Raw genomic sequence first — 23,984 nt, 5'->3', positions numbered from 1 at the left:
GCACCAACACTGAATCGCCTTTCCTACAAACGAGGAGTGCCTGATCTATGCCCCCTTACGGCTCTGTAAATCCACTTCAGAAGATGTCCCAGCTGCTGGCCGCCACCACCGAGCAGCCAGCCCAGCCACCTGCCCTGCCCTCGCCGACTGCATGGAACGTGACGGTTAACCCCGAAACACGCGCCGACGGTGACAAGGAACTGTCCGCTGCCTATCGCGCTGCGCTACATCAAATCAAAGGTGATACCGCCCATGACGACGCGATCAAGGTTTATCCCGTGCCGTCCTACTCAACATTCGGTCAGTGGTGGTCCCAATTGGGTTGGGCATTTCAATCCCCGCCAGTCAAACAATGGATAGAAAAAGTTGGCGTGGCGCCGGAGTCGATCGTACTGATACCCGGTTCCGGCCAGATCCAGTATCGGCTCAAGCCAGAACTGGACCCGGACCGGCGCCTGCACACGTTGACTCAGGCAGATAGCGACTGGGCAGCGATAAGCGGGCCGCTGATGGAGACCGCGCGAATCCTCGTGGCTGACGACCCCACCGCTAAGTTCAAACCGCCCCTGTCGCCGCACAGCAGGGAGGCACCACTGGGCGTGGTAAGGCGTTTCTATCAAGAACCGCCGGCCCGTACCCACGCCGAGGCCCTCGTACGTTCAGCCGCCCTTCTACAGGATAAGGCCTTTGGCGAGTTGCCCATCAACAGCCATATGAAACTGCACGAAAGTCGTAGCGAAATCATGCTGGATCGCCATCAGACAGTCCTGGCCGATATTGACACCCGGTATCAGGCCAGTAACGAACTAAAGCACTTGTCCGTGGCCGTCAGGGCAGACAACGGTGGCGCGATCAACATTGCACAGCAGTTGCTGACTCAAAAGATCTTTGTACCACTCGACAGCAGCTACCAGCCGTCCGGCGCAGACGAAAACAATGGCGTCAGCCTCAAGCAATACCTTGATGACCACGGCCTGGACCTACCCGCGAACCACGAACAACTGGACAACCTCGCCAATGCACTGACTACGGCGCCAAGGCCATCACCGCTCAACGGTAACTACTCCGGTGCCATGGGATGGCCTCAACCCATTGATCCAGCGATCTATCAGGAACTCAGGACCGTTATCACTCAAGGCAAGGTCGGGGATATCGACCTGAGCACGTTCAAGAACGTGCTGGCGTATTTGCTGGACAAACAGTCGATTTCCACCGCTGAGGCACGTAATCCGCTGCGTCTGATCGACAAACTGGTCAGTTCGCCAAAGGGACAGGCGCTGGGATCCGCCCTTCAGGCCCTGTTTGAAGCGAAGTCGATCAAAGGCAGTGCCAATGACTGGTTGTTGGCCGCCATGCAGCTGGGTAAAACCGAAGCGCTCGCCAACGCCGACCCACGTGCCGACGTCGAAGGGTTTGCGTTGATGTCCGCCGAAAATGCAGGCAAGACTGCTGCAAGGGTCGTGGAGGAATTGCGCGTTTCATTGGTTACCGGCGGCCATGCCAACATTAGAACCAGCGGTCCTTATGCCACCCTGATGCTCGCCAGCCGCGCCCCCGAATTCCTGGTCAAGGAGATACCGGACAAGATCGTACTGGGGTCCCACGCATGGGTCAGCTTTGTTACGGCAGTGGAGCGTATCGAAGCCAAAGCACCCGGCGCTACCGCGCAAATGAGTTACGAGCAGGTCATGCGCCAGGCAAGCATTGCCCCTGTTACGCCACAAGAGCGTCAAATTGAGTACCAAGCCCAGGGCAACGCGCTCAGGCAATGGGCGGTGGCCAACGGAATGGGGCTGCCTTCGACTGAGGATGAGATGAATGCGGTGCGTAAAGCCTTTGATGCGCAAATAACGGTCCTCAAGGACGCTGCACTGACATCGTTGGGTGCAATCCCGAATGCCAGAGAGATGGCGCTTGAACAACTGAAAACCGCCCTACCAGACGTTGACCCCAAGCTGTTCGAGAAAAAGTGCATCAAACTGCAGCCCTCCAACCGACATTTCCCAGGGCCTTACTCGGTGCTCGATCTGCACATGGACGGGCGGCCCGCCCTGTCTGCGCCCCCTGGCCCCAACGACAACCTGGGGGATTTAGGCCGCACACTCCTCGGGGCGGCCACCTTTGGCATTGCCACACTCCCCAAAAGCCCCCAATCAAACGGTGCGTGGGTATCTTCGGCAAGCGATGTGGATATCAATCAGGTACTCAATGCCCTAAAGACCCTGCCCCGCCTATCCGAGGCATACGACACTGAGTTTTCGAACTTTGCCGCCGATGTCGAAAAAATCACCCGTGCCCAGATCAAACACTTGATCTCAACATTGCCGTTGGAGGACCGCCAGAATCTGGAGTACGGCAAAATTACCGTGACCAAGGAAATGGACCTGTCCCCCCAAAACACCGGGCAGCCCAGGCGTTCGCGGGCCGTTGAAGGCGCCATACTGGTAAAAAGCGAGCGCAACGGCCAGGTTCACACTTACCAAATCGATCGTTTGAAAGGGGAAATCACCAAGCGGCGCGACCTGGGAGACTTCCCCACAGGCGAGCGAACCCTGGAAGGCCGCCACCCTTACAAAGCCTTCGAAATCATCACCCCCCCAGGAACCTACGCGCCGGGCTTGAACGATGCGCGTAGCACCGTGGGTATTCCCAACAGCTTCAGCAGCGAACGCACGGCCTACATCGCCGAAGCAATCGTCAAAGACCTGGACCTGCCGGCGGTCAAACAATCGGGCAAAGGCGTGACCACCTTTGATAGCGAAGTCCCAGCGCACAAAGTTGCCGCAGAGATCGGTCTGAATCTGATCCCGCTTCGTTCGGCGATCGTCAACTTTCAAAAGGGCAATCTGGGCGAAGGGCTTTCTGATTTGGCGTTGGACATCTTCGGCTTCGTGGTGGGCCTGGGTACTGCGGCCAAGGCTGGCAAGGCCGTGATGGTGGGCGCCAACGCAGTGGGCAAGGTCGCCCAGGTGGCAAAGATCGTCGGGCGCGCCGCCATTGGCAGCCTCAACCCTGCCAGTGGCCTGGATGACCTGGCCCGTGGCCTATGGACCGGGGCGCGCAAGACGGTCTCCGCCGCCCACAAAGGTATCAACCACCTGCGCGGTGCGGCGCGCAGTGTTGACCTGATCGACGTGATCAAACGTCCTGACATCGCACAGGGCACGTTCAAGACCGCACAAAGTGCCAATGACGGGAAAGCCTTGGCCAAGTTCGATGAGGCAACAAACAAATGGTATGCCTACGACCCGCACAAAAAGCAGGCCTATGGAAAACCATTGGAAGGGTTCGCTGCCGAACAATCCAAGCTGGTGTCCGGCAAGGCCGAGAACAGCCTGCTCGATGCCGGGCTCTCGCAAGATAATGTGGTGCGCATGGGCGGCCCCATGGAGAACTTGACGTTCATCGGCAGCGAAATGCACACGTTTGAAGACACCTATAAAAACACCAAACGCTTGAATATTTCCGCACATGGCGCAATGCCGGAACCGCGCAATAAACACCTGTTCTACGGGACCCAAGTGGTGGTTGAGGGGGTTGCGTATGACGCTGCGGGCCTGGTGGCACTCTTGAAAAGTAAAGGTGTGAATCCTACGCACTATGACAATGTACGTTTGCTAGTTTGTTATGGCGCGGACGGTATCAGCACATCCTTCGCTCATGAGTTTCAAAAGCTCATTGACCGCCCCGTCAAGGCCTTTGAGGGGCCTGTAACAATGAACTATGGCGCTACACCGCTGGCGATCCATCGTAATGAAGTCGAAAAAGTATTCGGTCAGCAATTTCCGTCACTCACGCAACAAGAGCTCACGCTAAAGACCGACCTGCACATCCGCGAACGCGTAAAAAACAACGCCCCCCATGAAGTGGACAAGGCCCATGGCAAACAAATCATAATCGACACCACGTCATTGAACGGGCCGCCATCGACTGAAGTTCACACCATCAACTACCTGCCGCGTCACTTCTCTTGAGGGGGCGACTCGATTGAGGACGGGACACCCTCGATAAGCGGCACCAGCACTTCATCCATCAACGACCCTGGGTCTTCATTGCCGGGGTCGTTGAGTTCTTCTTCTTGCTCCTCCTGCGTTGCATCTGACATGACAGCCTCCTCAGGAACCTGGGTTATCCACCTGGATATAAAACGCATACGCCCCCAGCAACAGCCAGAACACCATAAACAGCCAAGGCGCACGCATTGAGAATAGCAGCGACTTGCGATAGCCCTTGTGGGACGACTCGGTCTCGCAGAACAACGGGGAATCGTCGTAGGCCAGGCCCATCACTGGCTCGCTGCGCAGTAGCTCGCTTTGCTTGTAGTGCCAGTGATCGATGATTTCGTACGCCGCGCGGATACCTGGCCAGGCATTCAGGGAGCTGAGGATGCCCAACAGCACCAGGAATACGGGGACCACCAGGGTGAACAACTTGCCCCACTCCGGGTTGAGGTTGCCCATGCCGGACACAAAGGCGATCACCAGGAACGACTGCGCCGTGAGATAGGCATCGGTGCGGTTGGCCAGGATGGTGGTTTCGTACTGGATCTCGCGGCGATAGAAGTCCAGGCGGTCCTTGGGCGAGCCAAAAATCTTGGCATTGTGTTCGCTGTGGTCGGTCAGGGCCGCCTCGGGGGTTTGGGGCGAGATGATTCTGGGCACGGTAGTGCTCCACACAAGGTCGAGTCTGGTTAGAAGAATCGGCTTTGCGTGAAGTTCAAGTTAGTTTATGCACCATTCTGGATCACCGCCTGCCCCTTGTTGTGAGCGAGCTGTTGTGGTGAGCGAGCTTGCTCGCGCTGGAGTGCGCAGCGCTCCCAAGCTTTTTGGGGCCGCTGCGCAGCCCAGCGCGAGCAAGCTCGCTCACCACAACAGCTTGCTCACCAAAGCAGCTTTTTCAACAAAGGGAAATCAACACAACCCTCGGTTTCGGCACAGGCATTGCTTTATCCATTCACCACTGCCCGCACACAGGAGCATTCGTTACCCCCCGACCCAGCGCCGATCCCATAAGAAAGTAAGGACCAGGCCCATTGGCACCCCAAGCCAGGGGCTCATAAAAATGCGTTTTTTGAAACGGCAGTGCCACCCAAGCATCCCTCGGCACTGACAAGGTACTGGAATGGCTCGATCTTTCTTTGACGAAATGAATGACGCAAACGGCGTATGCCGTGCGCACTATCAGGACTTTTCCCGCTGGCTGGCCAATACGCCGCCTGAACTGCTGGCCCAGCGTCGCCGCGAAGCCGATTTACTGTTCCACCGCGCCGGGATCACCTTCACCCTCTATGGTGACGAGCAGGACACCGAGCGCCTGATCCCCTTCGACATCATCCCCAGAAGCATCCCCGCCAGCGAATGGAGCGTGATCGAACGCGGCTGTATCCAGCGCGTGAATGCGCTGAACATGTTTCTCGCCGACATCTACCACGACCAGCGCATCATCAAGGCCGGGATCATTCCCGCCGACCAAGTGCTGGGCAACGAGGGTTATCAGAAGGCCATGATCGGCCTGGACCTGCACCGCGATATCTACTCGCATATTTCCGGGGTGGACCTGGTACGTGACGGCGATGGCACCTATTACGTGCTGGAAGACAACCTGCGCACCCCCAGCGGCGTGAGCTACATGCTCGAAGACCGCAAGATGATGATGCGCCTGTTCCCCGAGGTGTTTGCCAAGCAGCGTATCGCGCCGGTGGATCACTACCCCAACCTGCTGCTCAAGACCCTCAAAAGCGCCAGCCGCCTGGACAACCCCAATGTGGTGGTGCTGACCCCAGGCCGCTTCAACAGCGCCTTCTTCGAGCACGCGTTCCTGGCTCGGGAAATGGGCGTGGAACTGGTGGAGGGCGCCGACCTGTTCGTGCACGACCTCAAGGTGTTCATGCGCACCACCGACGGGCCAAAACCGGTGGACGTGATTTACCGGCGTATCGACGATGCCTTCCTCGACCCCAAGGCCTTCAACCCGGAGTCGATGCTCGGCGTGCCGGGCCTGGTGGCGGCGTACTGCGCGGGCAATGTGGTGCTGGCCAACGCCATCGGCACCGGCGTGGCCGACGACAAGTCGATCTACCCCTATGTGCCGGAAATGATCCGTTTCTACTTGGACGAAGAGCCGGTGCTGCAAAACGTACCGACCTTTCAGTGCCGCAAGCCCGATGAGCTGTCCCACGTACTGGCGCACCTGCCGGAGCTGGTAGTCAAGGAAACCCAGGGCTCCGGCGGCTACGGCATGCTGGTGGGCCCGGCTTCAACGGCCGCCGAGATCGAGGACTTTCGCCAACGCATCAAGGCTCGCCCCCATGCGTATATCGCCCAGCCCACGCTGAGCCTGTCCACCTGCCCCACCTTTGTCGAAAACGGCATCGCACCCCGGCATATCGACCTGCGGCCCTTTGTGCTCTCCGGCAAGGAAACCCGCCTGGTGCCTGGCGGCTTGACCCGCGTGGCGTTGAAGGAGGGCTCGTTGATCGTCAATTCGTCGCAAGGCGGCGGAACCAAGGACACCTGGGTGGTGGAGGGCTGAGTATGTTGAGTAGAACCGCCGCAGATCTGTACTGGATGTCCCGTTATCTTGAGCGCGCCGAGAACCTGGCGCGCATGCTTGAAGTCAGCTATTCGCTGTCGCTGATGCCTCAGGCCGGGCGCAGCGATGGCCTGGATGAACTGGCGATGTCGCTGCTCAGCAGCGGCACCCTGGACAGTTACCTGGAGCGTCACAAGCAACTGGACGCCGAACGCATGCTGCACTTCTTCGCCCTCGACGAAGAAAACCCCGCCAGCATCTACAACTGCCTGCGCGCCGCCCGGGGCAACGCCCATGCCGTGCGTGGGCGCATCACCGCCGACATGTGGGAGAACCTTAATGCCACCTGGCTGGAAATGCGCAGCATCGCCGCCGGCGGCCTGGCGCGCCATGGCATCAGCCACTTCTGTGACTGGGTCAAACAGCGTTCGCACCTGTTCCGGGGCGCAACCTCCGGCACCATCATGCGCAATGACGCCTACCGGTTTATCCGCCTGGGCACCTTTGTCGAGCGCGCCGATAACACGCTGCGCCTGCTGGATGCGCGCTACGAGATGTTTGGCGAAGAATCGGAAGAAGTCAGCGATTTGTCGGCACGCGGTTATTACCAGTGGAGCGCCCTGCTCCGTGCCTTGTCATCGTTCGAGGCGTATACCGAGCTGTACCCCAACGCCTTGAACGCGCGCTCCGTTTCCGAACTGCTGTTGTTGCGCAGTGACGTGCCGCGCTCGTTGCACGCGTGTATCGAGGAGTTAAGCCATATCCTGGCCGACTTGCCAGGCAGTTATGGGCGGGCAGCACAGCGCCTGGCCGCCGAGTTTGAGGCGCGGCTGCGGTATACCGGGATCGACGAGATTCTTGAGGATGGCTTGCACAGTCGTCTCACGGACTTTATCGACAGCGTGCGCGAGTTGGCGCGGGCGATACACAGCTCCTACCTGGAAGTGGTCTAAGCCACACTGAGGACTAAAAATGTGGGAGCGGGCTTGCTCGCGAAAGCGGTGTCTCAGCCAAACATGAGTCGACTGACACTCCGTCTTCGCGAGCAAGCCCGCTCCCACATTGGTTCGCGGTGTCTATTGGTTTTTTACCAGCACTGGCTCGGCGCGGTATTGATCGGGGAACAGCTTTTTCAACTGCGCCACTTTGGGCAAGTCATTGATCACGATGTACGGGTAAGACGGGTTCTCGGTCAGGAAGTCCTGATGGTAAGACTCTGCCGGGTAAAACGACTTGCCCATTTCGATCTGGGTGACGATGGGTTTATCGAACGACTTGGCCGCGTCCAGTTGGGCAATGTAAGCCTGGGCGACTTTTTGCTGCTCGGCGTTCTGCGCAAAGATCGCCGAGCGGTACTGGGTGCCGGTGTCCGGGCCTTGGCGGTTGAGTTCGGTGGGGTTGTGGGCCACCGAAAAGTAGATCTGCAAGAGCTTGCCGTAGCTGACTTTGCTGGGGTCGTAGGTGACGGACACTGACTCGGCGTGGCCGGTATCGCCTGCACTGACGGACTCGTACTGGGCCGTGCTGGCCGCGCCGCCGTCGTAGCCGGAGACGGCGTTTTTCACGCCCTGCACGTGTTGGAACACACCTTGGACGCCCCAGAAGCAGCCGCCGGCGAATACGGCGATTTGCAGGTTGGACGAGGCTGGCAGGTCCAAAGCGGGTGGTGCGATGGCTACAGCATCATCGGAGGTGCCAAAAGAAAACGCCTGAGCCTGGCCAATGAACGCGGCCAACGCAAGCACGGGTAATATTTTGAGTAGTTTCATCGATATCACTCCAGAACACGGTCAACTGTGGGAGCGGGCTTGCTCTCGAATGCGGTGTGTCAGTCACCTGATGTGCTGGCTGGTGCACCGCATTCGCGAGCAAGCCCGCTCCCACATTGATGGGGTTATCAATTCAGAGTTGGGTTAGCCAAAGGTGAAGGCGTAGGCCGCCACGTTGGGGTCAAGGAATTCGATGCTGAACGTCCGGTCCTGCACGGCGCCTGGCTGGCGCACCAACTGATACAAACGCTGTTCAGTCACCGTGCCACTGCCATCCGGCGCTACATCGGTACCGTGAGAGTCCCCTGGCGCCTGGCCGTCAATCGTCACTTTGAACCGCACCGGCTTGCCATCGGCACCCGGCCCCAGCACCAGGTGCAGGTCGCGGGCATGGAAGCGGTAAACGATGCGACCGCCCGCTTGGTCGAGGGTGACTTGCTGGCCGCCCACATTCCATTGGCCTTCCAGGGTCCAGTTGTTCAAGGCCAGTGGGCCGGATTTGACGAAATTCTCAGCCCGCTGGAAGCCCAGGTAGGTCTCCGGCGACTGTACTTCGTTCATGTCTGGCGCTTGCTGCACGCCCTTGGCATCCGCTTCAATCAAGCCGCCTGCGACATTTTTTCCACCGGCTTCACGCAGCAATTGCTGGATCACCCGCTCCGACTCGGCGTAATCACCCTCGCCAAAGTGGTGATAACGAATCTGGCCCTTGGCATCGGCAAAGTAATGGGCCGGCCAGTATTGGTTGTTGAACGCGCGCCAGACCTTGTAGTTATTGTCGATGGCCACCGGGTAGGTGATGCCCAAATCCTTCATGGCCTGGGTGACGTTGTTCACGTCGCGCTCAAAGGCAAATTCCGGGGCGTGCACGCCAATCACCACCAGGCCCTGGTCGTGGTACTTCTCGGCCCAGGCCTTGACGTAAGGCAGCGTGCGCAGGCAGTTGATGCAGGAGTAGGTCCAGAAATCCACCAGTACCACCTTGCCCTTGAGGGCTTCGGCCGTCAGCGGCGGGCTGTTGAGCCATTGCACGGCACCGTCCAGTGCGGGCAGCGCGCCTTCGATGGGCAATGTGTCGCTGTGGTTGGCCGCCATCATCATCGCCCCGCCCTGCTGTTTGGGCTTGGCGCTCAGGCGATCCACCAGGCTTTGCTCCAGGCCACCGGTCGAGGCCGTCGACAGCCGTGACAACACGCCGGTGTCCAGGCCCAGGGCAATCGCCGCCACACCGGCCAGCATCAATGCACCCAGGCCACGGCGCAGCCACTCACCGGCGCCGAGGGATTTTTTCATCAGGCCAAAGACTTTACCGCCGACCAGCAGCGCCAACGCCAGGGAAGTCGCCGCCCCAGCGGCGTAGGCCAGCAACAGCAAGGTAGTGCCGATACTGGCGCCCTGCAGCGCGGCGCCGGTGAGCACCAGCCCCAGGATGGGCCCGGCGCAAGGTGCCCACAGCAAACCGGTGGCCACACCGATGAGAAACGAAGCGCCCGGACGCGGCCTGGCATCGGCCCCTGCCGCCTCCGACAGGCGACTGCCGGCGGCTACCAACGGGCGCGTCAGGCGTTCCGACAGCTGCGGGAATAACAGCGTTAAGCCGAACAGCGCAACGCACAGCAACGCGAGCCAACGCCCGTATTGATTGACTTGCACCACCCAACCGCCGCCCACCGCGGCCAGCGTGGCCACCAGGGCGAACGTCACCGCCATCCCCGCCAACAGCGGCAAGCCACTGCGCAAAAACGGCTGCCCGGTGCGAGCGAAGACAAAAGGCAGAACCGGCAGGATGCACGGGCTGACGATTGTCAGCACGCCGCCCAGATACGCGAGAACCAGAAGCCACATAGGGTCGAACCTTATACAAATGAAAAGACATCGGCTTAAGCTGCCGCTCACCACAACCACAGCAATAGCGCCATCCTGAACCCTAGCCGGTCGCAGAATCCTCACGCAGAGTTAAACAATTCGTGATAACTACAAGCTTGCAAAACCCGCACAATGCGCGAACTACAAGCGAAGGTTTCCCTTACATGGATCAGCCCAAACGTGTCCTGGTGGTCGAGGACGACGCCCATATCGCCGACTTGATCTGTCTGCACCTGCGCGACGAGCACTTCGAGGTGGTGCACAGCGCCGACGGTAGCGAAGGCCTGCGCCTGCTGGAACAAGGTGGTTGGGACGCACTGATCCTCGACCTGATGCTGCCCGGCGTCGACGGCCTGGAGATCTGCCGCCACGCCCGCGCCATGGCACGCTACACGCCCATCATCATTACCAGCGCCCGTTCCAGCGAGATGCACCGTATCCTCGGCCTGGAGCTGGGTGCCGACGATTACCTGGCCAAACCCTTCTCGATGCCCGAACTGGTGGCACGGGTCAAAGCGCTGCTGCGCCGGGTGGACGCCATGGCGCGCAACCTGAAAATGGACGCCGGTAGCCTCGACCTCGGCCAACTGTTCATCAACCCGCTGACCCGCGACGTCACGCTGCGAGGCCAACGCCTGGACCTCACCCCGCGTGAATTCGACCTGCTGTACTTCTTCGCCCGCCAGCCGGGCAAGGTGTTCTCGCGCATAGACTTGCTCAACGCGGTGTGGGGCTATAGCCATGAAGGCTACGAACACACGGTGAATACCCATATCAACCGCCTGCGTGCCAAAGTCGAGACCGACCCGGCCAACCCGGCACGCATCCTTACGGTGTGGGGTCGTGGCTACAAGTTTGCCGAGCGTTCGCCATGAAACTGACCCTCACCCAACGCCTGTCGGTGGTGTTTGCCGTGCTGCTGGTGATTTGCAGCGGCACCTCGGCGTGGCTGCAAGTACGCTCCAACCGCATGCACGAGTTGGAGGTGGTGCAAGGCCTGTCCCGCGACCTGGCGGCGCATATTGCCCGCGACACGCAGTTGATGGACGCCGATGGCCTCAAGCCTGAGGCAGTGCGCAACCTGTTCGGCCAGTTGATGCTGGTGAACCCCAGTGTCGAGGTGTACTTGCTCGACATCGACGGCCGCGTGGTCGGCAACGCCGCGCCCAAAGGCCATCTGCTGCGCGAGCAGGTTGACCTCGCACCGATCCGCCGCTTCCTCAGCGGTGCCATGCTGCCGATCCTCGGCGATGATCCGCGCAGCGTCGATGGCCGCAAGGTGTTTAGCGCCGCGCCGCTCAAGGCTGGCGGCCAGCAAACCGGCTTCCTGTATGTGGTGTTGTTGGGTGAAGCCCATGATGCCTATGACGCCAAGGACGCCACCGGCATGGCGCTGAAAATCGCTCTATGGTCCATCGGTTTGGTCGCCCTGCTCTGCCTGCTGGCGGGCCTTATTGCTTTTGCCTGGATCACCCGGCCGCTGCGCCAGCTCACCGACAAGGTGGGCCAGTTCGACATCAACGGCGCGCCCAAACCTGCCCAAGCGATCATGCCCAAACTTGAAAGTAGCGACGAAATCGCCGTGCTCGACCACGCGTTCGTGCAGATGGAAAACCGCCTGGGCGAACAATGGCGCGCTATCACCCATCAGGACCAGGAGCGCCGGGAAATGGTGGCCAATATTTCCCATGACCTGCGCACGCCATTGGCGTCGTTGCATGGTTATCTGGAAACCCTGTCGCTCAAGGATGCCAGCCTGAGCCCTGAAGAACGGCACCGCTACCTGGGCATCGCCCTGGACCAGAGTCGCAAGGTCGGCGGGTTGGCGCAGTCGCTGCTGGAATTGGTGCGGCTGGAACACGGCTTTGTGCAGCCGGTGATCGAAGGGTTTTCGTTACCGGACTTGGTGCAGGACATCTTCCAGAAGTTCGAATTGACCGCCGAAGCGCGCGCTATCTCTCTCATCGCCACCCTGCCACCGCAGGTGCCAACGGTGTTTGCAGATTTGGGGTTGATCGAGCGCGTGCTGACCAACCTGCTGGACAATGCTTTGCGGCATACGCCGGTGTGTGGGGCGATCGAAGTGATCCTTTCGCCGGGTGCGGATGGCGTCACCGTCACCGTGAGCGACAGCGGCCCAGGCATCGATGCCGAGCTGCGTGAAGGCTTGTTCCTGCGCGCCTTCACCATCGGCGGTGCACGGCGCGACGGTGGGCTGGGCTTGCGTATCGTGCATCGAATCCTGCAATTGCACGGGCGCAGTATTGAGTGGGTTGATCGCCCAGGGCGCGGGGCTACGTTTGCGTTCTCGCTAGAAAGTCGAGCAACAGTGCGTTGACCTGTGCGCCTTGCTCGTTCTGGATCCAGTGACCGCAGTTGGACAATACATGCTGCTCCAGGTTGGGAACCGCGTCGGGCATGCGCTTGAGGGTGTGGGCTTCAAACACGCCCACCGGGTCGCGGTCGCCAATCAGGAACAACGTGGGTTGCAGCACCTGCTTGCCAGCAAGGAACTCGGTGCGTTGCCAATTGCGTTCGAAGTTGCGATACCAGTTCAACGGCCCGCGAAAACCGTGCTCGGCGAAGGTTTGCACGTAAACGTCCAAATCCTGCTGGCTGCACCAGCCGGGCAATGGACCTGGTGTAGCGACACCTTCAAGCAACGTTGCGCTGGCAGGCTTGTGCTGTAGGAACACATCCTGATCCTGCATGAACAGCCTAAGCGTTCGCTCAATATCGGCATTCAATTCCTGCTCGGCAACCCCAGGTGCCTGGAAGTACAGGATGTAGTTGAAGCGGTCGGCGTACAGCTCGCGCATGATCTCGATCACCGGTCGGCGTGCCCTTCCGGCGAACGGCACCGACATCGTGACCAATGCGCTGACGCGCTCGGGCTCCAACAGTGCGAGGTGCCAGGCCACCACCGCGCCCCAGTCATGCCCAACCATAGTGACTCGGTGATGGCCCAGCAGGTCCATGGCGGCCTGGATGTCTGCACAAAGCGTCAGCAGGTCGTAATCGGCCACGTTTGGCGGTGAGCTGGAACGGCCATAACCGCGCATTTCAGGGGCAAATACCCGATAACCGGCCTGGACCAATGCCGGGATTTGCTCGCGCCAGGAATGCCAGCATTCGGGGAAGCCGTGTAGTAGCCAAATGGGTGGGCCGGCCTCGGGGCCAGCGATGTGCACGCTTAGGGAAATGCCGTTGACCATAAGGCGCAGTTGTCGAATCACATCCATCATGGCTCCTGATTTAGGCCTCTGTGTTCAGCATGATGGATTGATTGTGCTCGAACCACCTCCATAGTTTTACGGAATGCCTGTTCATCAGGGTTGTCTGGTCGAAACGTTTTTCTCCCTGCTCAGGTCGCTGTAAAGGTAATCGCACTCATCAGTTGAACACCCAGAAAATGAAGTCTATTGCTGCCGGCCACGCGCTGCATTATGTACCCCGCGGCGATAGTGCCAGAGGTAACAGGCCCAACCTTTATGAACTCTACATGCATTCTGCGCTGCAGCGGATCAACGCCATTGGATGCTTCTCCATTCGTGGTAGGGCCTAAGCCTCCACCATTAAAGTAATCAGACACGTTCGTAGGGATGGTGAACCTAACAAATCGCATACCTATCCCTTTTACATTTGTTGGAAAAATATCCGACGTCGTACTGGGCTGGGGTCCAATTAAGTTAACGTTACCCATATTCCAATTGGTTCCTGTTCCTCTAGTTTCAGCGCTCGCCGCCAATTGGTTGGTTTGGGCAACTACCCTATTATTTGGCGTACTTGAAGGGACCGAAACATGGGTTGAGGTGGGTGTTACTTTATAATAGCTAGTTGTGCCAGAAGTAAACTTTACTGTGCCGGTTAGCACCGGATCTTGAACGGCAATCGACAACGTTGGAGACGCCGGCGATGCGACGGTGCCACCCTGGCGTTTTACGTTATAGGAAAAATTCAATGTTTTCCCGATGCTTTGGGTTATCACCGATTGAGGGACTGAAATCGACTGCGCCCCCAAACTTGTAACCTTTTTCCCCTGCGATCCCGCGCTGCCACCGCTCCAGACTAAAGTAATATCGTCCCCCACCCACATTCCCGCATAGTGCGGTACAACAACGGTCACTCCACTGATAGGTTTAAGTAGGCTCAATGCATTGTTATAGGGGTCGGCCTCGTTGACCGTGGGCGCAATCGACAAACTGGGAGGGCGTGTATCCGCGATGGTGTAGTTCACCAAAGGAAAGACAATCGCGTCCGCCTCCACTTTGCTGGTACTCATCGCGGCCTTGAGCTCCATGGCCAGTTTCTTACCATGGCCCAAATCTTTCAGGCTGTTATACGCAATAGCTGCATCCAAGAACCCGGCATTAATCCAACCTTGGTTCACTGCTGCCCCGCTGGCTCCATTCCAAACCACGATAGGTGTAATTTGGGTTCCATCATTTTTCTGCCCGGTCAGCTTGAGCCATACCGGAAAAGCGGAGGTGATAAATGGCCAGACACCGACACGAGTCGTGGCCCCCGCCGTTACTGCGCTCAGGTCCAATACCTTAGTGCTCTGGTTGGCCTGAAGAATCTGCATGACGGTTTTTAGCAGCTCTGCCTGCGGAATCGGCGTCACCGTCACCGTCAACGTCGCCGATGGACGAGTTACACCTTCACGGGTTACCTCATATTTAAGCGTGAACGTCTTGTTGGCATTGCCAACGTTGGCGGCAATCCCTGCCCTGGGAATATCAAAAGTGACCACCCCACCGGTCAACCCATGTTTGGCAGCGATGACCGGTGATCCCGCTCCCGCCGTGCCGACCATCGTGACCTTGATGCTGTCGGTGGTGTACATCGGAGTGAACTGGACCGAGACCGTCCCCCCGTTTTGTGCGTTCAATGGCGCCAGGGTCGCAGTAGTTGTACCTGTCACCGTTGCCTGGGTCAGCTTCGGCACAGGGAATTCGGCAGGCAACTGCATACTGTTTACCCTGTACTTGACCAACGGAAACGCAACCGCATCAGCCTCAAGTTTGCTGGCACTAAGTGCTGCCTTGAACTCGACCGTCAACTCGGTATCACGGCCCAGCCCCTCCAGGTAGGTACGTAAAAGCCTGTATTCGATGCTTCCAGTCGCTATCCAGTTTGGGTTGACTGCGGCACTGCCCGCGCCGTTGAACAACAGTTCATTATGAACGACGTTATCGGCCGTTATGCCCAGAAACCTCAACCAAACGGGCCGGGTGTTGAACATAAACGGCCAGATGCCTACATGCGCCGTTGCGTTACCGGAAAACGCACTCAGGTCCAGCACTTTAGTTGTGGCATTGGCTTCATTGAGTTTGATAACAGTCTTCGCCAACTCTGCCACTGGTATCGGTTTTACCGTTACCGTCAATGTCGCCGAGGTCTTCGGCGTACCTGCACGGGTCACTACATAATGAAACTTGACGATGGAAGGTTGATTGCGGATGTTGGCGGCGATGGCGGCGGCAGTAATGTCGAACTCCACCATTTGCACCACCTGGTTACCGTTCTTGGCTGGGATGTCTGGAGAGCCACCGTTATTGGCACCGACCATGTGCACTTTTATAGAGTCGTCATTGTGCATACCGACGTATTCCACCACCAGTTTGGTGCCCGTTTGCACCTTCAACGGCTCAAGGTCGGCGGTGTTTTGACCGGTCACATCCGCGTCCAACAACGTCGGTGCAGGCAATTCGTCCAGTTTGCGACTGATCAACACGTCGGTGATTTGCGAATAACGCGGCGGCTCCGACCCACGTGTCAGCGAGTAGAACACCGTCACCGTTTCATTCAGATTGTTCAACAAATAGGACTTGGCGATATCGTGTTGGGTCGTGGTGCCATCGACGGCCACCTGCACCGCCACCTCGGTTCGAGCGCGAGGGCCGATCCAGAACATTCTGATCCAGTCGCTGCGCAACGTCTCGGTAAAGGTCGAAAAGACTTTGGCGAAATCGGTGATGTCATCGGGGTTCAGCTGGTTCGTAATCGCCTTCTCGACAATGGGTACGGGCATTGTGCGCACAAGCACGCCTACCACGATTTGCAGGCGCAGGGATTCTTGAGGTTTGTTGCTGCCTTTGCGGGTCAACGCGTAATACACATCGGCCACATAGCCCTCAAACCGTTTGACTTCAGCTGCGGGCGCCGTGAACTGCAGTTCCCCGGCTGGCGTAGGTGGGACGTCATCGACCTCACGCCCCATCCGAAATTCAATGCTCACATCCGGTCTGCTGACCCGTATAACAACCTCAATAAGGGCATCGCCCGGCCAGCTCTCTTGCAGCGGGAAGTAAACAGTGGCATTGAACGAAGGGTCAATGTGACCGCCCAGATCTTCGCGGATTCTCGGCGCGGGCCATCTGATGATTTGCCCGAAAATATCCAGGTAGAGTTTTTGCGAGGGCTGCTCACCGCCTGCGCGCTGGTACAGCATATGTACGCTGGCGGTTCCGTCGGCGAGGGCGGCGACCAGGGCATTGTCGACGGTAAATGTATAAAGCCCCTGGCGATCCAATGGCTGGATGGCCGTATGCGGAACAGAGATGCCCTCACTGTCTTTGCCGTCCCATATCAGCGCAATATGGGAATACGCATCGGACTCGCTACTGAAGACCCATGTTTGAATCTCCACGTCCCAACCGCCCAGCTCGGACAAATCGATACGATTTGGGTGTGTGTCAGGGAATTTCAACCAGGGCGCCCCTGGGCGTACCTCGCTGAGATGCACATCAATCCAGATTGAAACCGACCAGCGCGCCCCTTCTGCCGGGAGGTTGCCCCCCGCGTCGCGAACCTGATAAGCGACGCGGGTCAGGGGGTTGTTGCCAGCCGCCTTGATCGTCGCATAGTCAACGTTGACAACAACATCCCGCCCTTCCTCCCCGGGCTGAACACGGCGCTCAACCGTCTGGGAGCCCCATACCAACCGAATCAAGTCATAAGGGCGCATGTATTCCCAATAGCGAATGGTGACCTTGATGCCCGCTTGCGCCATGGCTTCGGTGACACCATTGAGTATGACCTCTGGCGGTATTACGTACAGCAACCCCGTATGACCACCCGGCTGCGGCCCCGTTTCGCCGCCGGGTCGGTTCGTGCGCACACGCACCTTGATTTCCTGGGTAAAAGACTCATTGCCACCAGCGCGTGTCAACTTGCCGTACACCGGGTTGGCCCAAAATTCCCTCACATAGTCTTCTCGTACTGTCAGGGGAATCAGTGCTTGATCTACGTCTTCTTCGCGAATCTGGGTAGAGGCCACCGCAGAATTTCTATTCGTCCAATAGAGCCTGGCAACACTGCCAGCATTAACACCATCTTTGGGGTTGATGAGATAGACAACCAACGGGCTCTCGATATTACGCAGGCCAATGCCCCCATCGGCCCCCTCCGCATCTCCGTCGAATTTAGGCTCTAAATCGGGGATAAAAATGGGTTGCAGCAGAGCCGCTTTCGGCGTTTTTTTCTTGGCCATGATGCGTCCCCTTATGCGGTGTTATGGCGTTGGGTCTATCAAGCATCGGCTTGTATCGATTGGCTACTGTCAGAATTAACAGGTGGCGACGAACGGTTCTCCTGGCGGGGTTTGACTGCCGTTTATGCGCAGTACCTGTTAGTTCTGACAGTAGCCGGCGCCGTGTTTGGGGTGTTTGATGTGACCAGGGCGCGTGGTCACTGGGACTCACGTGCAGCGGCATCAGTCAGGAGGTCACCATGGCAGCCCAAAAGCCCCCGGCCGCAACCAAGGCGGCGGCAAAACCCACTACGAGCAAGGCAAAGGCTGCGCCAAAAACGCCCGCAAAGCCCAAACCTGTCAGCGCGCCCAAAAAGCCGGCCACGGCGAAGAACTTGTTGAAGCTAAAGCTCAAGAAAAACCCAAAAAATCTTGATCGTCTGTCCATTCCCGGTATGACTGAAAATGTCGATGGCTACGACGGCGGCATTCCCGCCTGGCTATTTGAATCGGGCCTGACGTTCCGGGTCGACAAGAACTGGAAAGCCAAGGTGGGTGATGTGATCACCGTCGGAAAGTTGATCACCCCCACAACTATCGAGCCGCTCGCGGTCAAGAAACTGGTGGCTGGGGAAGAAGCCCACAATTTCTACTTTTTCAGCACCGAACAGAAGAACCTCCCCGATGGGCCCCACGCATTGGTCTACGCTGTTAGCTACGGGGATGGTAGTGGTGACGACCTATCGTATGTGCTGGAAGTCTTTGTAAGAACCGAACTGCCCGCCGGTGACGACGACGACCAAGTCAAGCCGGGGCACTCAGGCATTGACTTCAGCGTCTCCGAAACAGTGATCGTGCCAGGCAATGCCCATACCGTTAAAGTCACGGTACAGCCCTACAAGAACGTCCATCCATTAGATAAGATCATTCTCCATTGGGGGCACGTAATCATTACTCAGCCGGTGGCGGGCGCCATCAATCCAACAGTCATCCCCGTGACCTACCAAGACATCGTCGATGGTGGCGACGGTAAACGCAATGAAGTGTGGCTCGAAATCATCGACCTGGTGGGCAACGTTTCTACACCGGGGTCCGCAGGCATCTTCGTATCAGTGACGCTCGACACATCCAAGCCCGACGGGCCCATCCCCGTCAACGCTGGCCCGTCAGGCTATATCGATCTGGAGGTGGTGGATGAAAAACCGCTGGAATTGCAAATGTTCACCCCATCAAACATCGGCTTACGCAATGACATCTACGATGTGACATGCCGATTCTACCCCCCCAAAGGTGGGATTAAGGTCGTGCACAAGTATGTCCCCATCACCACAGCCGGCAGGCCAGTTTCGGCGTTTTTCGACTACCTGGACGTACGGGCGGCGGCTGAAGGGCGCATAGATACCAGCTTCGTCTTGAGAAGGGGCGCTGCGCCCTTCGAGATCTACTCCAAAAAGACCACCGCCCAGGTCAAGGGCAGCATTGTTCGACTGGCGGATCCTTCTATCGAGGGTTACCCCAGTGACGTTATCGGGGATGACCCTGAGCATGTGATTGCATCTATCCCCTACTACGCTTGGCGCCATGCTGCCGATAAGATCTCGCTGATCCTGCGTTACGTCAGGGCACTTAACGACGTCATCGTACACATTGACACACAGCCCGTTGGCCTCTCCATTCCTGATGGTGCGCCTGTGAGGCGCGTGATCACTCGGGCGCAATTGCAGATGTTCAAGGGCTACCGCCCGGAGCTGTACTATGTGATCGACACCGGTTTCACCAAGGCTCGCGCCGTCGACCTCAACGAATCGTTGCGGCGTGTGATAACCATCATTTGAGCGCCCACCACGCGGGCAACAACTGCCGCACTCGCGGCTCCCCAAACCGGTCATCAATCAACATGACCACCCCACGATCGTGCTGGCTGCGGATCACCCTCCCCGCCGCCTGCACGACCTTTTGAATACCGGGGTACAGATAGGTGTAGTCGTACCCCGCGCCAAAAATGGCGCCCATGCGCAGTTTCATCTGCTCATTGACCGGGTTCAGTTGTGGCAGCCCCAATGTGGCGATAAACGCGCCGATCAAGCGACTGCCCGGCAAGTCGATACCCTCGCCAAACGCCCCGCCCAAAACAGCAAACCCCACGCCCTGGCTGTGCTGGGTGAACTGATCAAGAAACGCCTGCCGCTCGGCCTCGGCCATGCCGCGTGATTGCTGCCACAGCGGAATGTGCGGGTATTGTTCGGCGAGCAACTGCGCCACCTGTTGCAGGTAATCAAAGCTTGAAAAAAACGCCAGGTAGTTGCCCGGCTGGTTGGCGAACTGGTCGGCGATCAACTTGACGATGGGTTCAAGTGAAGCGCTGCGATGGGCAAAACGCGTGGAGATTTCATCGACAATACGCACGTGCAACTGTTCGGCCTTGAATGGCGACTCCACATCGATCCACGCCGTGTCCGCCGGCAACCCCAGAAGGTCGGCGTAATAGTGCCGTGGGCTTAACGTTGCGGAAAACAACACGCTACTGCGAGCAGCGGTCAAGCGTGGGCGGATGAATTCTGCGGGCACCACGTTGCGCAGGCACAGGGTCGAGCTGCTGCGTTTGCCATTGAACTGGCGCTTGCTGATATCGAAGATGAACTGTTCATTGAACAGTTCGGCGACTTTGGCCCATTGCAGCGCATCGAAGTAGAAGGTTTGCAGGTCACCGCTCAACGCTTCGGGGTGGTCGTTGAAATAATCGCCCATGGCGCTGGTGCACAGGCTCAGGGCTTGCAGTAGTTTTTCCGGCCTTGTGGCGTACGCCTGATACGGCGCGATTTGGTCTTTGTGCAGCGAATTCCATTCGCGGTTCAGGCGCTGCAAGGGTTTCTTCAAGGCTTCTGGCGCGGTATCGCGCAGGGTCTTAAGGCTGTACTGGTCGAGGCTCGCGCTGTACATCGAACGGGCGCGTTCCACCAGGTTGTGGGCTTCGTCCACCAGCACGGCGACTCGCCATTGGTTAAGCTGGGCCAGGCCGAAGAGCATGGCGCCAAAGTCGAAGTAATAGTTGTAGTCGGCGACCACCAGGTCGGCCCAGCGCGCCATTTCCTGACTCAGGTAATACGGGCACACGTCATGGGCCAGGGCGACTTCCCGCAGGTTGCGCTGGTCCAGCAGGCGTACCTTGGAGGCCGCGCTGCGGGCTGCGGGCAAACGGTCGTAGAAGCCCTTGGCCAAGGGGCAGGACTCGCCATGGCAGGCTTTGTCCAAGTGTTCGCAGGCTTTGTCCCGGGCTACCAGTTCCAGTACCCGCAACGACAGGTCCTGGTTATTCGCGTACAGCACTTGGGCGGCATCCAGGGCGAGTTTGCGGCCAGGGGTCTTGGCGGTGAGGAAGAACACCTTGTCCAGTTGCTGCGGCGCCAGGGCCTTAAGCAGCGGGAAGATCGTGCCGATGGTCTTGCCAATGCCGGTGGGGGCCTGGGCCATCAGGCAGCGGCCGGTGCTGACCGCCTTGTACACCGTCTCGGCAAGGGTGCGTTGCCCGGCGCGAAAATCAGCATGGGGAAACCCCAGGCTTTGCGCCGCCGCATTGCGCGCTTCACGGTGTTGCATCTCCAGGCGGGCCCAGTCGAGAAACAGCGCGCATTGTTGGTTGAAGAACTCTTCCAGCTCGGCGGCCTGGAAGGCTTGGCTCAACAGGGTCTCGCCTTCGCCGACGATATCGAAGTACACCAGCGCAAGGTTGATCTCGGTCAGCCCAAGTTTCTGGCACATCAACCAACCATACACTTTCACTTGCGCCCAATGCAGCAGCCGATGATTGGCGGGTTGGGCGTCAAGGTCGCCGCGGTAGGTTTTGACCTCTTCGAGGCGATTGGCGTCCGGGTCGTAGCCGTCTGCCCTGCCCCGTACCGTGAGCTGTTGGTATTCGCCCTCCAGCGCCACTTCGTTCTGGTAATGCGCGTTGCGGCGAGAGGCCACGGTGCGATGGCCGACGATGCCTTCCTGGGCACTGGGTGACGGGGTAAAGCGCAGGTCGAGGTCGCCGACCTTGGCCGTAAACTCACACATCGCCCGCACGGCCACGCTGTAGCTCAAGCCGGTTGCTCCGCCCAGCGCACGTAGCAGACGGTGACCGGCATCTGGTACTCGCCGCAGAACTCCAGCCAGCGCAGTTGGTTGTCTTGCAAGCGGTCGCCGGGGCCCTTCACTTCGATCATGCGGTAGGTCTTTTGCGCCGGCCAGAACTGGATCAGGTCCGGCATGCCGGCGCGGTTGGCGCGGATATCCAGCAGCAAGCGTTCAAACCAGTAGCGCAGGTGTTCGGCGGGCAGGCATTCCAAGGCCTGGTCCAGCAGGTCTGCACTGAGCAGGTTCCAGAAGACGAAGGGGGATTGGATGCCCCATTTATCGGCGTAGCGTTGGCGGATGGTGGCCTTGTAGCGGTCATCCTGCAGTTGTTCGAAGCACGCGGCGAATTGCGCGGCGCGTCGCTGATGGAAATCTTCGCTGTGCAAGTCCGCCGGGCCACGCTGGAACGGGTGGAAAAACGAGCCAGGCAACGGCGCAAAGATCACCTCCCAGCACAGCAGGCCGAACAGCGAGTTGATCAGGCCGTTTTCCACGTAATGCACTGGCCCGTCTGGCTCGTTCAGGTGCGCCTGTACGCAGTATTCCACCGACATCAACGGGTCTGGCAGTGCCAGGTCCAGGTCTAAGCGCGTGACGGGTCGGGGCTTGACCGTGGGCAACGCCGGCTCGCCGAGCTTTCGCCGCAGTCGCGGCAGGACACGCAACAGGTGCTGCTGCTCGGCGGCACTTTGCGGCGCTTGTTGCGCCTCGCTCGCCAACCTCATGGCCTGGGCGAAATCCTCTTGGCGTTCCAGTACGCGGATCAGCCGTGAACGTGCGCCGGGGTATGCGCAGGTACGGTAGATCTGTTGCGCCAAGTCCAATTCGGCCATGCGCTCGCAATATTGCCCGACCTGGAACAACAGCTTGGCGCGGCGCTTTTCCAACCACGGATTATCGGTGCTGAATGTGGCGATATCGGCCAGCACGGACTCCAATGCTTCGCCGGTTTCAAAGGCCTGCTGGCACTGGTGCAGGAATAAAAAGCCGCGCACGTCATCACGGCTGCGCAAGCCACGGGACTCGGCGCAGAACTCGACTTTTTCGTAGGTGTAGATGCCCAGATCGGCCAGTACAAATTCGGACCAATCCTGATGCAAGTTGCCGAAAAACATCAGCCGCAGGCGGTCACACAGCTCCATCACGTTTAGGCTGTAGAGCGTATCGGCGAGGTCAGGACACCAACCAGAGAAGCTGCGCGTTTCGGTAAATTGCGCCGCCAAGCCTTCAAACCAGTCGGCTTTGTTGCCCTTGGGCTGCTCGATCCAGGGCTTGAACGCGCTGAAAACCTCCGCCTTTTGCAGCAAACCGAACAGTTCTGCAAACGCCAGCGGGGATTGGTCCAGCACCCAGCCCAATTCCAACAGCGGCCCTGCGGCGGCACGAGTACAGCCGATCTCCAGATAATTGAGCTTGCCCGCACGAAAGTGCACACCTTTACGCATCACCATGCGCACCAACAACGCCTGGGAAGGTTGCGGCAAGCTGTCAAATTGCTGAATGAAATGGGCTTCGTCTGCATCAAGCAAATCGACATAGCGTTGCCCCAGCCAATGCAGGACCTGGCGGAAGTTATGCAGGTAATAGAGCGGGTCGTCGAGAGGGTTGGCCATGGCGCACGGTGATCAAATACTGGTTATGCATACAGATTGCCGCCAGCCAGCCGTTGTTGCAATCGGTAATAGATAAATGGCGCACGCAACTTTTTGTATAAAAGTGATCAGATGGGGAAGTCGATGGCGTAAAATTTGTGACCCCGCAGCCCTGGCGCGGGTTTTTTCAAGGTCAAAGGTATAGGTAATGAACATGAAGAATTTGGGTCTGCCACTGGTTGCACTCACTTTTCTGGTTTTGAGCGGTTGCGCAACGCAAACCGTGGTGACACTGCAAAACGGCACACAGTACTTAACCAAGGATCTGCCCAAGACCGACAGCGCTGACGGCTTCTACGAATTCACCGACATCGCCGGCAAGCGCGTACGCGTAAAGGCCGCCGATGTGGCGACCGTCATCAAGGAAAAGTGATAGCGGCTCTATGCCGAACACAGACCGAAATGTGGGAGCGGGCTTGCTCGCGAATGCGGTAGGTCAGCGAGGAATGTATCGCCTGACACGCCGCATTCGCGAGCAAGCCCGCTCCCACATTGGAATTGGTTACATCTGAAAGATCCCGTTCAATACCGGTAGTGCGGGTGGTAATACGAGTGGTAGTACGGCCGGTAGCAGCG

Annotated in this window: 15 protein-coding genes; 7 read left to right on the top strand and 8 right to left on the bottom strand. The window is 58.6% G+C overall.

Annotation, left to right across the window (positions count from 1 at the left end; translation table 11 throughout):
- The first annotated feature begins 47 nt into the window (after positions 1–47).
- Complete coding sequence (locus ACLD1Y_RS03950) at positions 48–3,974, top strand: hypothetical protein (protein WP_429475654.1); 3,927 nt, start codon at positions 48–50, stop codon at positions 3,972–3,974.
- Here the strand turns inward: ACLD1Y_RS03950 and ACLD1Y_RS03945 are convergent.
- Positions 3,962–4,105: a hypothetical protein gene (locus ACLD1Y_RS03945; RefSeq protein WP_429475652.1), complete on the bottom strand. Its 144-nt coding sequence runs from the start codon at positions 4,103–4,105 to the stop codon at positions 3,962–3,964. The genes ACLD1Y_RS03950 and ACLD1Y_RS03945 overlap by 13 nt on opposite strands.
- A gap of 10 nt (positions 4,106–4,115) precedes the next feature.
- The gene (locus tag ACLD1Y_RS03940; RefSeq protein WP_429475650.1) at positions 4,116–4,661 is read right to left on the bottom strand and encodes a hypothetical protein; all 546 of its coding nucleotides are present in this window, start codon (positions 4,659–4,661) and stop codon (positions 4,116–4,118) included.
- Positions 4,662–5,121: 460 nt separating this feature from the next.
- Between ACLD1Y_RS03940 and ACLD1Y_RS03935 the strand changes: the two genes are divergently transcribed.
- Both ACLD1Y_RS03935 and ACLD1Y_RS03930 read left to right on the top strand, forming a co-directional pair.
- Positions 5,122–6,531, top strand: coding sequence for a circularly permuted type 2 ATP-grasp protein (locus ACLD1Y_RS03935; protein ID WP_429475648.1), 1,410 nt, complete (start codon positions 5,122–5,124; stop codon positions 6,529–6,531).
- A gap of 2 nt (positions 6,532–6,533) precedes the next feature.
- Positions 6,534–7,484, top strand: a complete 951-nt coding sequence (locus ACLD1Y_RS03930; RefSeq protein WP_429475646.1) for an alpha-E domain-containing protein — start codon at positions 6,534–6,536, stop codon at positions 7,482–7,484.
- A 123-nt stretch (positions 7,485–7,607) separates the two neighbouring features.
- Here the strand turns inward: ACLD1Y_RS03930 and msrA are convergent, their stop codons facing one another.
- Together msrA and ACLD1Y_RS03920 are read right to left on the bottom strand one after the other, a co-directional pair.
- Entirely contained in the window at positions 7,608–8,300 is a 693-nt protein-coding gene (gene msrA / locus ACLD1Y_RS03925) for a peptide-methionine (S)-S-oxide reductase MsrA (RefSeq protein ID WP_429475644.1), read from the bottom strand.
- A 144-nt stretch (positions 8,301–8,444) separates the two neighbouring features.
- The gene (locus ACLD1Y_RS03920; RefSeq protein WP_429475642.1) at positions 8,445–10,145 is read right to left on the bottom strand and encodes a cytochrome c biogenesis protein DipZ; all 1,701 of its coding nucleotides are present in this window, start codon (positions 10,143–10,145) and stop codon (positions 8,445–8,447) included.
- 185 nt (positions 10,146–10,330) lie between these two features.
- On the opposite strand from ACLD1Y_RS03920, the gene ACLD1Y_RS03915 reads away from it, so the two are divergent.
- Both ACLD1Y_RS03915 and ACLD1Y_RS03910 read left to right on the top strand, forming a co-directional pair.
- Positions 10,331–11,041 (top strand): response regulator transcription factor, encoded by a 711-nt coding sequence (locus tag ACLD1Y_RS03915; protein WP_429475640.1) that lies wholly within the window; start codon positions 10,331–10,333, stop codon positions 11,039–11,041.
- Complete coding sequence (locus ACLD1Y_RS03910) at positions 11,038–12,504, top strand: sensor histidine kinase (protein ID WP_429475638.1); 1,467 nt, start codon at positions 11,038–11,040, stop codon at positions 12,502–12,504. Before ACLD1Y_RS03915 ends, ACLD1Y_RS03910 begins: the two co-directional genes overlap by 4 nt.
- Here ACLD1Y_RS03910 and ACLD1Y_RS03905 read toward each other — a convergent pair.
- On the bottom strand, positions 12,461–13,408 hold the full coding sequence (locus ACLD1Y_RS03905; RefSeq protein WP_429475636.1) for an alpha/beta fold hydrolase: 948 nt from the start codon (positions 13,406–13,408) through the stop codon (positions 12,461–12,463). The two genes, ACLD1Y_RS03910 and ACLD1Y_RS03905, sit on opposite strands and share 44 nt — an antisense overlap.
- Before the next feature lie 122 nt (positions 13,409–13,530).
- Positions 13,531–17,661 (bottom strand): hypothetical protein, encoded by a 4,131-nt coding sequence (locus tag ACLD1Y_RS03900; RefSeq protein WP_429475635.1) that lies wholly within the window; start codon positions 17,659–17,661, stop codon positions 13,531–13,533.
- Positions 17,662–17,900: 239 nt separating this feature from the next.
- Between ACLD1Y_RS03900 and ACLD1Y_RS03895 the strand changes: the two genes are divergently transcribed.
- A complete protein-coding gene (locus ACLD1Y_RS03895; protein ID WP_429475633.1) occupies positions 17,901–19,475 on the top strand; it encodes a hypothetical protein in 1,575 nt (524 codons plus the stop codon).
- Here ACLD1Y_RS03895 and ACLD1Y_RS03890 read toward each other — a convergent pair.
- Positions 19,468–21,723, bottom strand: coding sequence for an ATP-dependent DNA helicase (locus tag ACLD1Y_RS03890; protein ID WP_429475632.1), 2,256 nt, complete (start codon positions 21,721–21,723; stop codon positions 19,468–19,470). The two genes, ACLD1Y_RS03895 and ACLD1Y_RS03890, sit on opposite strands and share 8 nt — an antisense overlap.
- A complete protein-coding gene (locus ACLD1Y_RS03885; RefSeq protein ID WP_429475630.1) occupies positions 21,720–23,369 on the bottom strand; it encodes a VRR-NUC domain-containing protein in 1,650 nt (549 codons plus the stop codon). The genes ACLD1Y_RS03890 and ACLD1Y_RS03885 overlap by 4 nt, the downstream gene beginning before the upstream one ends.
- Before the next feature lie 187 nt (positions 23,370–23,556).
- Between ACLD1Y_RS03885 and ACLD1Y_RS03880 the strand changes: the two genes are divergently transcribed.
- Complete coding sequence (locus ACLD1Y_RS03880; RefSeq protein ID WP_135310905.1) at positions 23,557–23,781, top strand: YgdI/YgdR family lipoprotein; 225 nt, start codon at positions 23,557–23,559, stop codon at positions 23,779–23,781.
- The last annotated feature ends 203 nt before the right edge of the window (positions 23,782–23,984 follow it).

The organism is Pseudomonas sp. 18175 (genome assembly GCF_050432925.1).
GTDB lineage: Bacteria > Pseudomonadota > Gammaproteobacteria > Pseudomonadales > Pseudomonadaceae > Aquipseudomonas.
The sequence above is the reverse complement of the archived record's forward strand: the minus strand, read 5'-3'. Positions and strand labels throughout refer to the sequence as shown.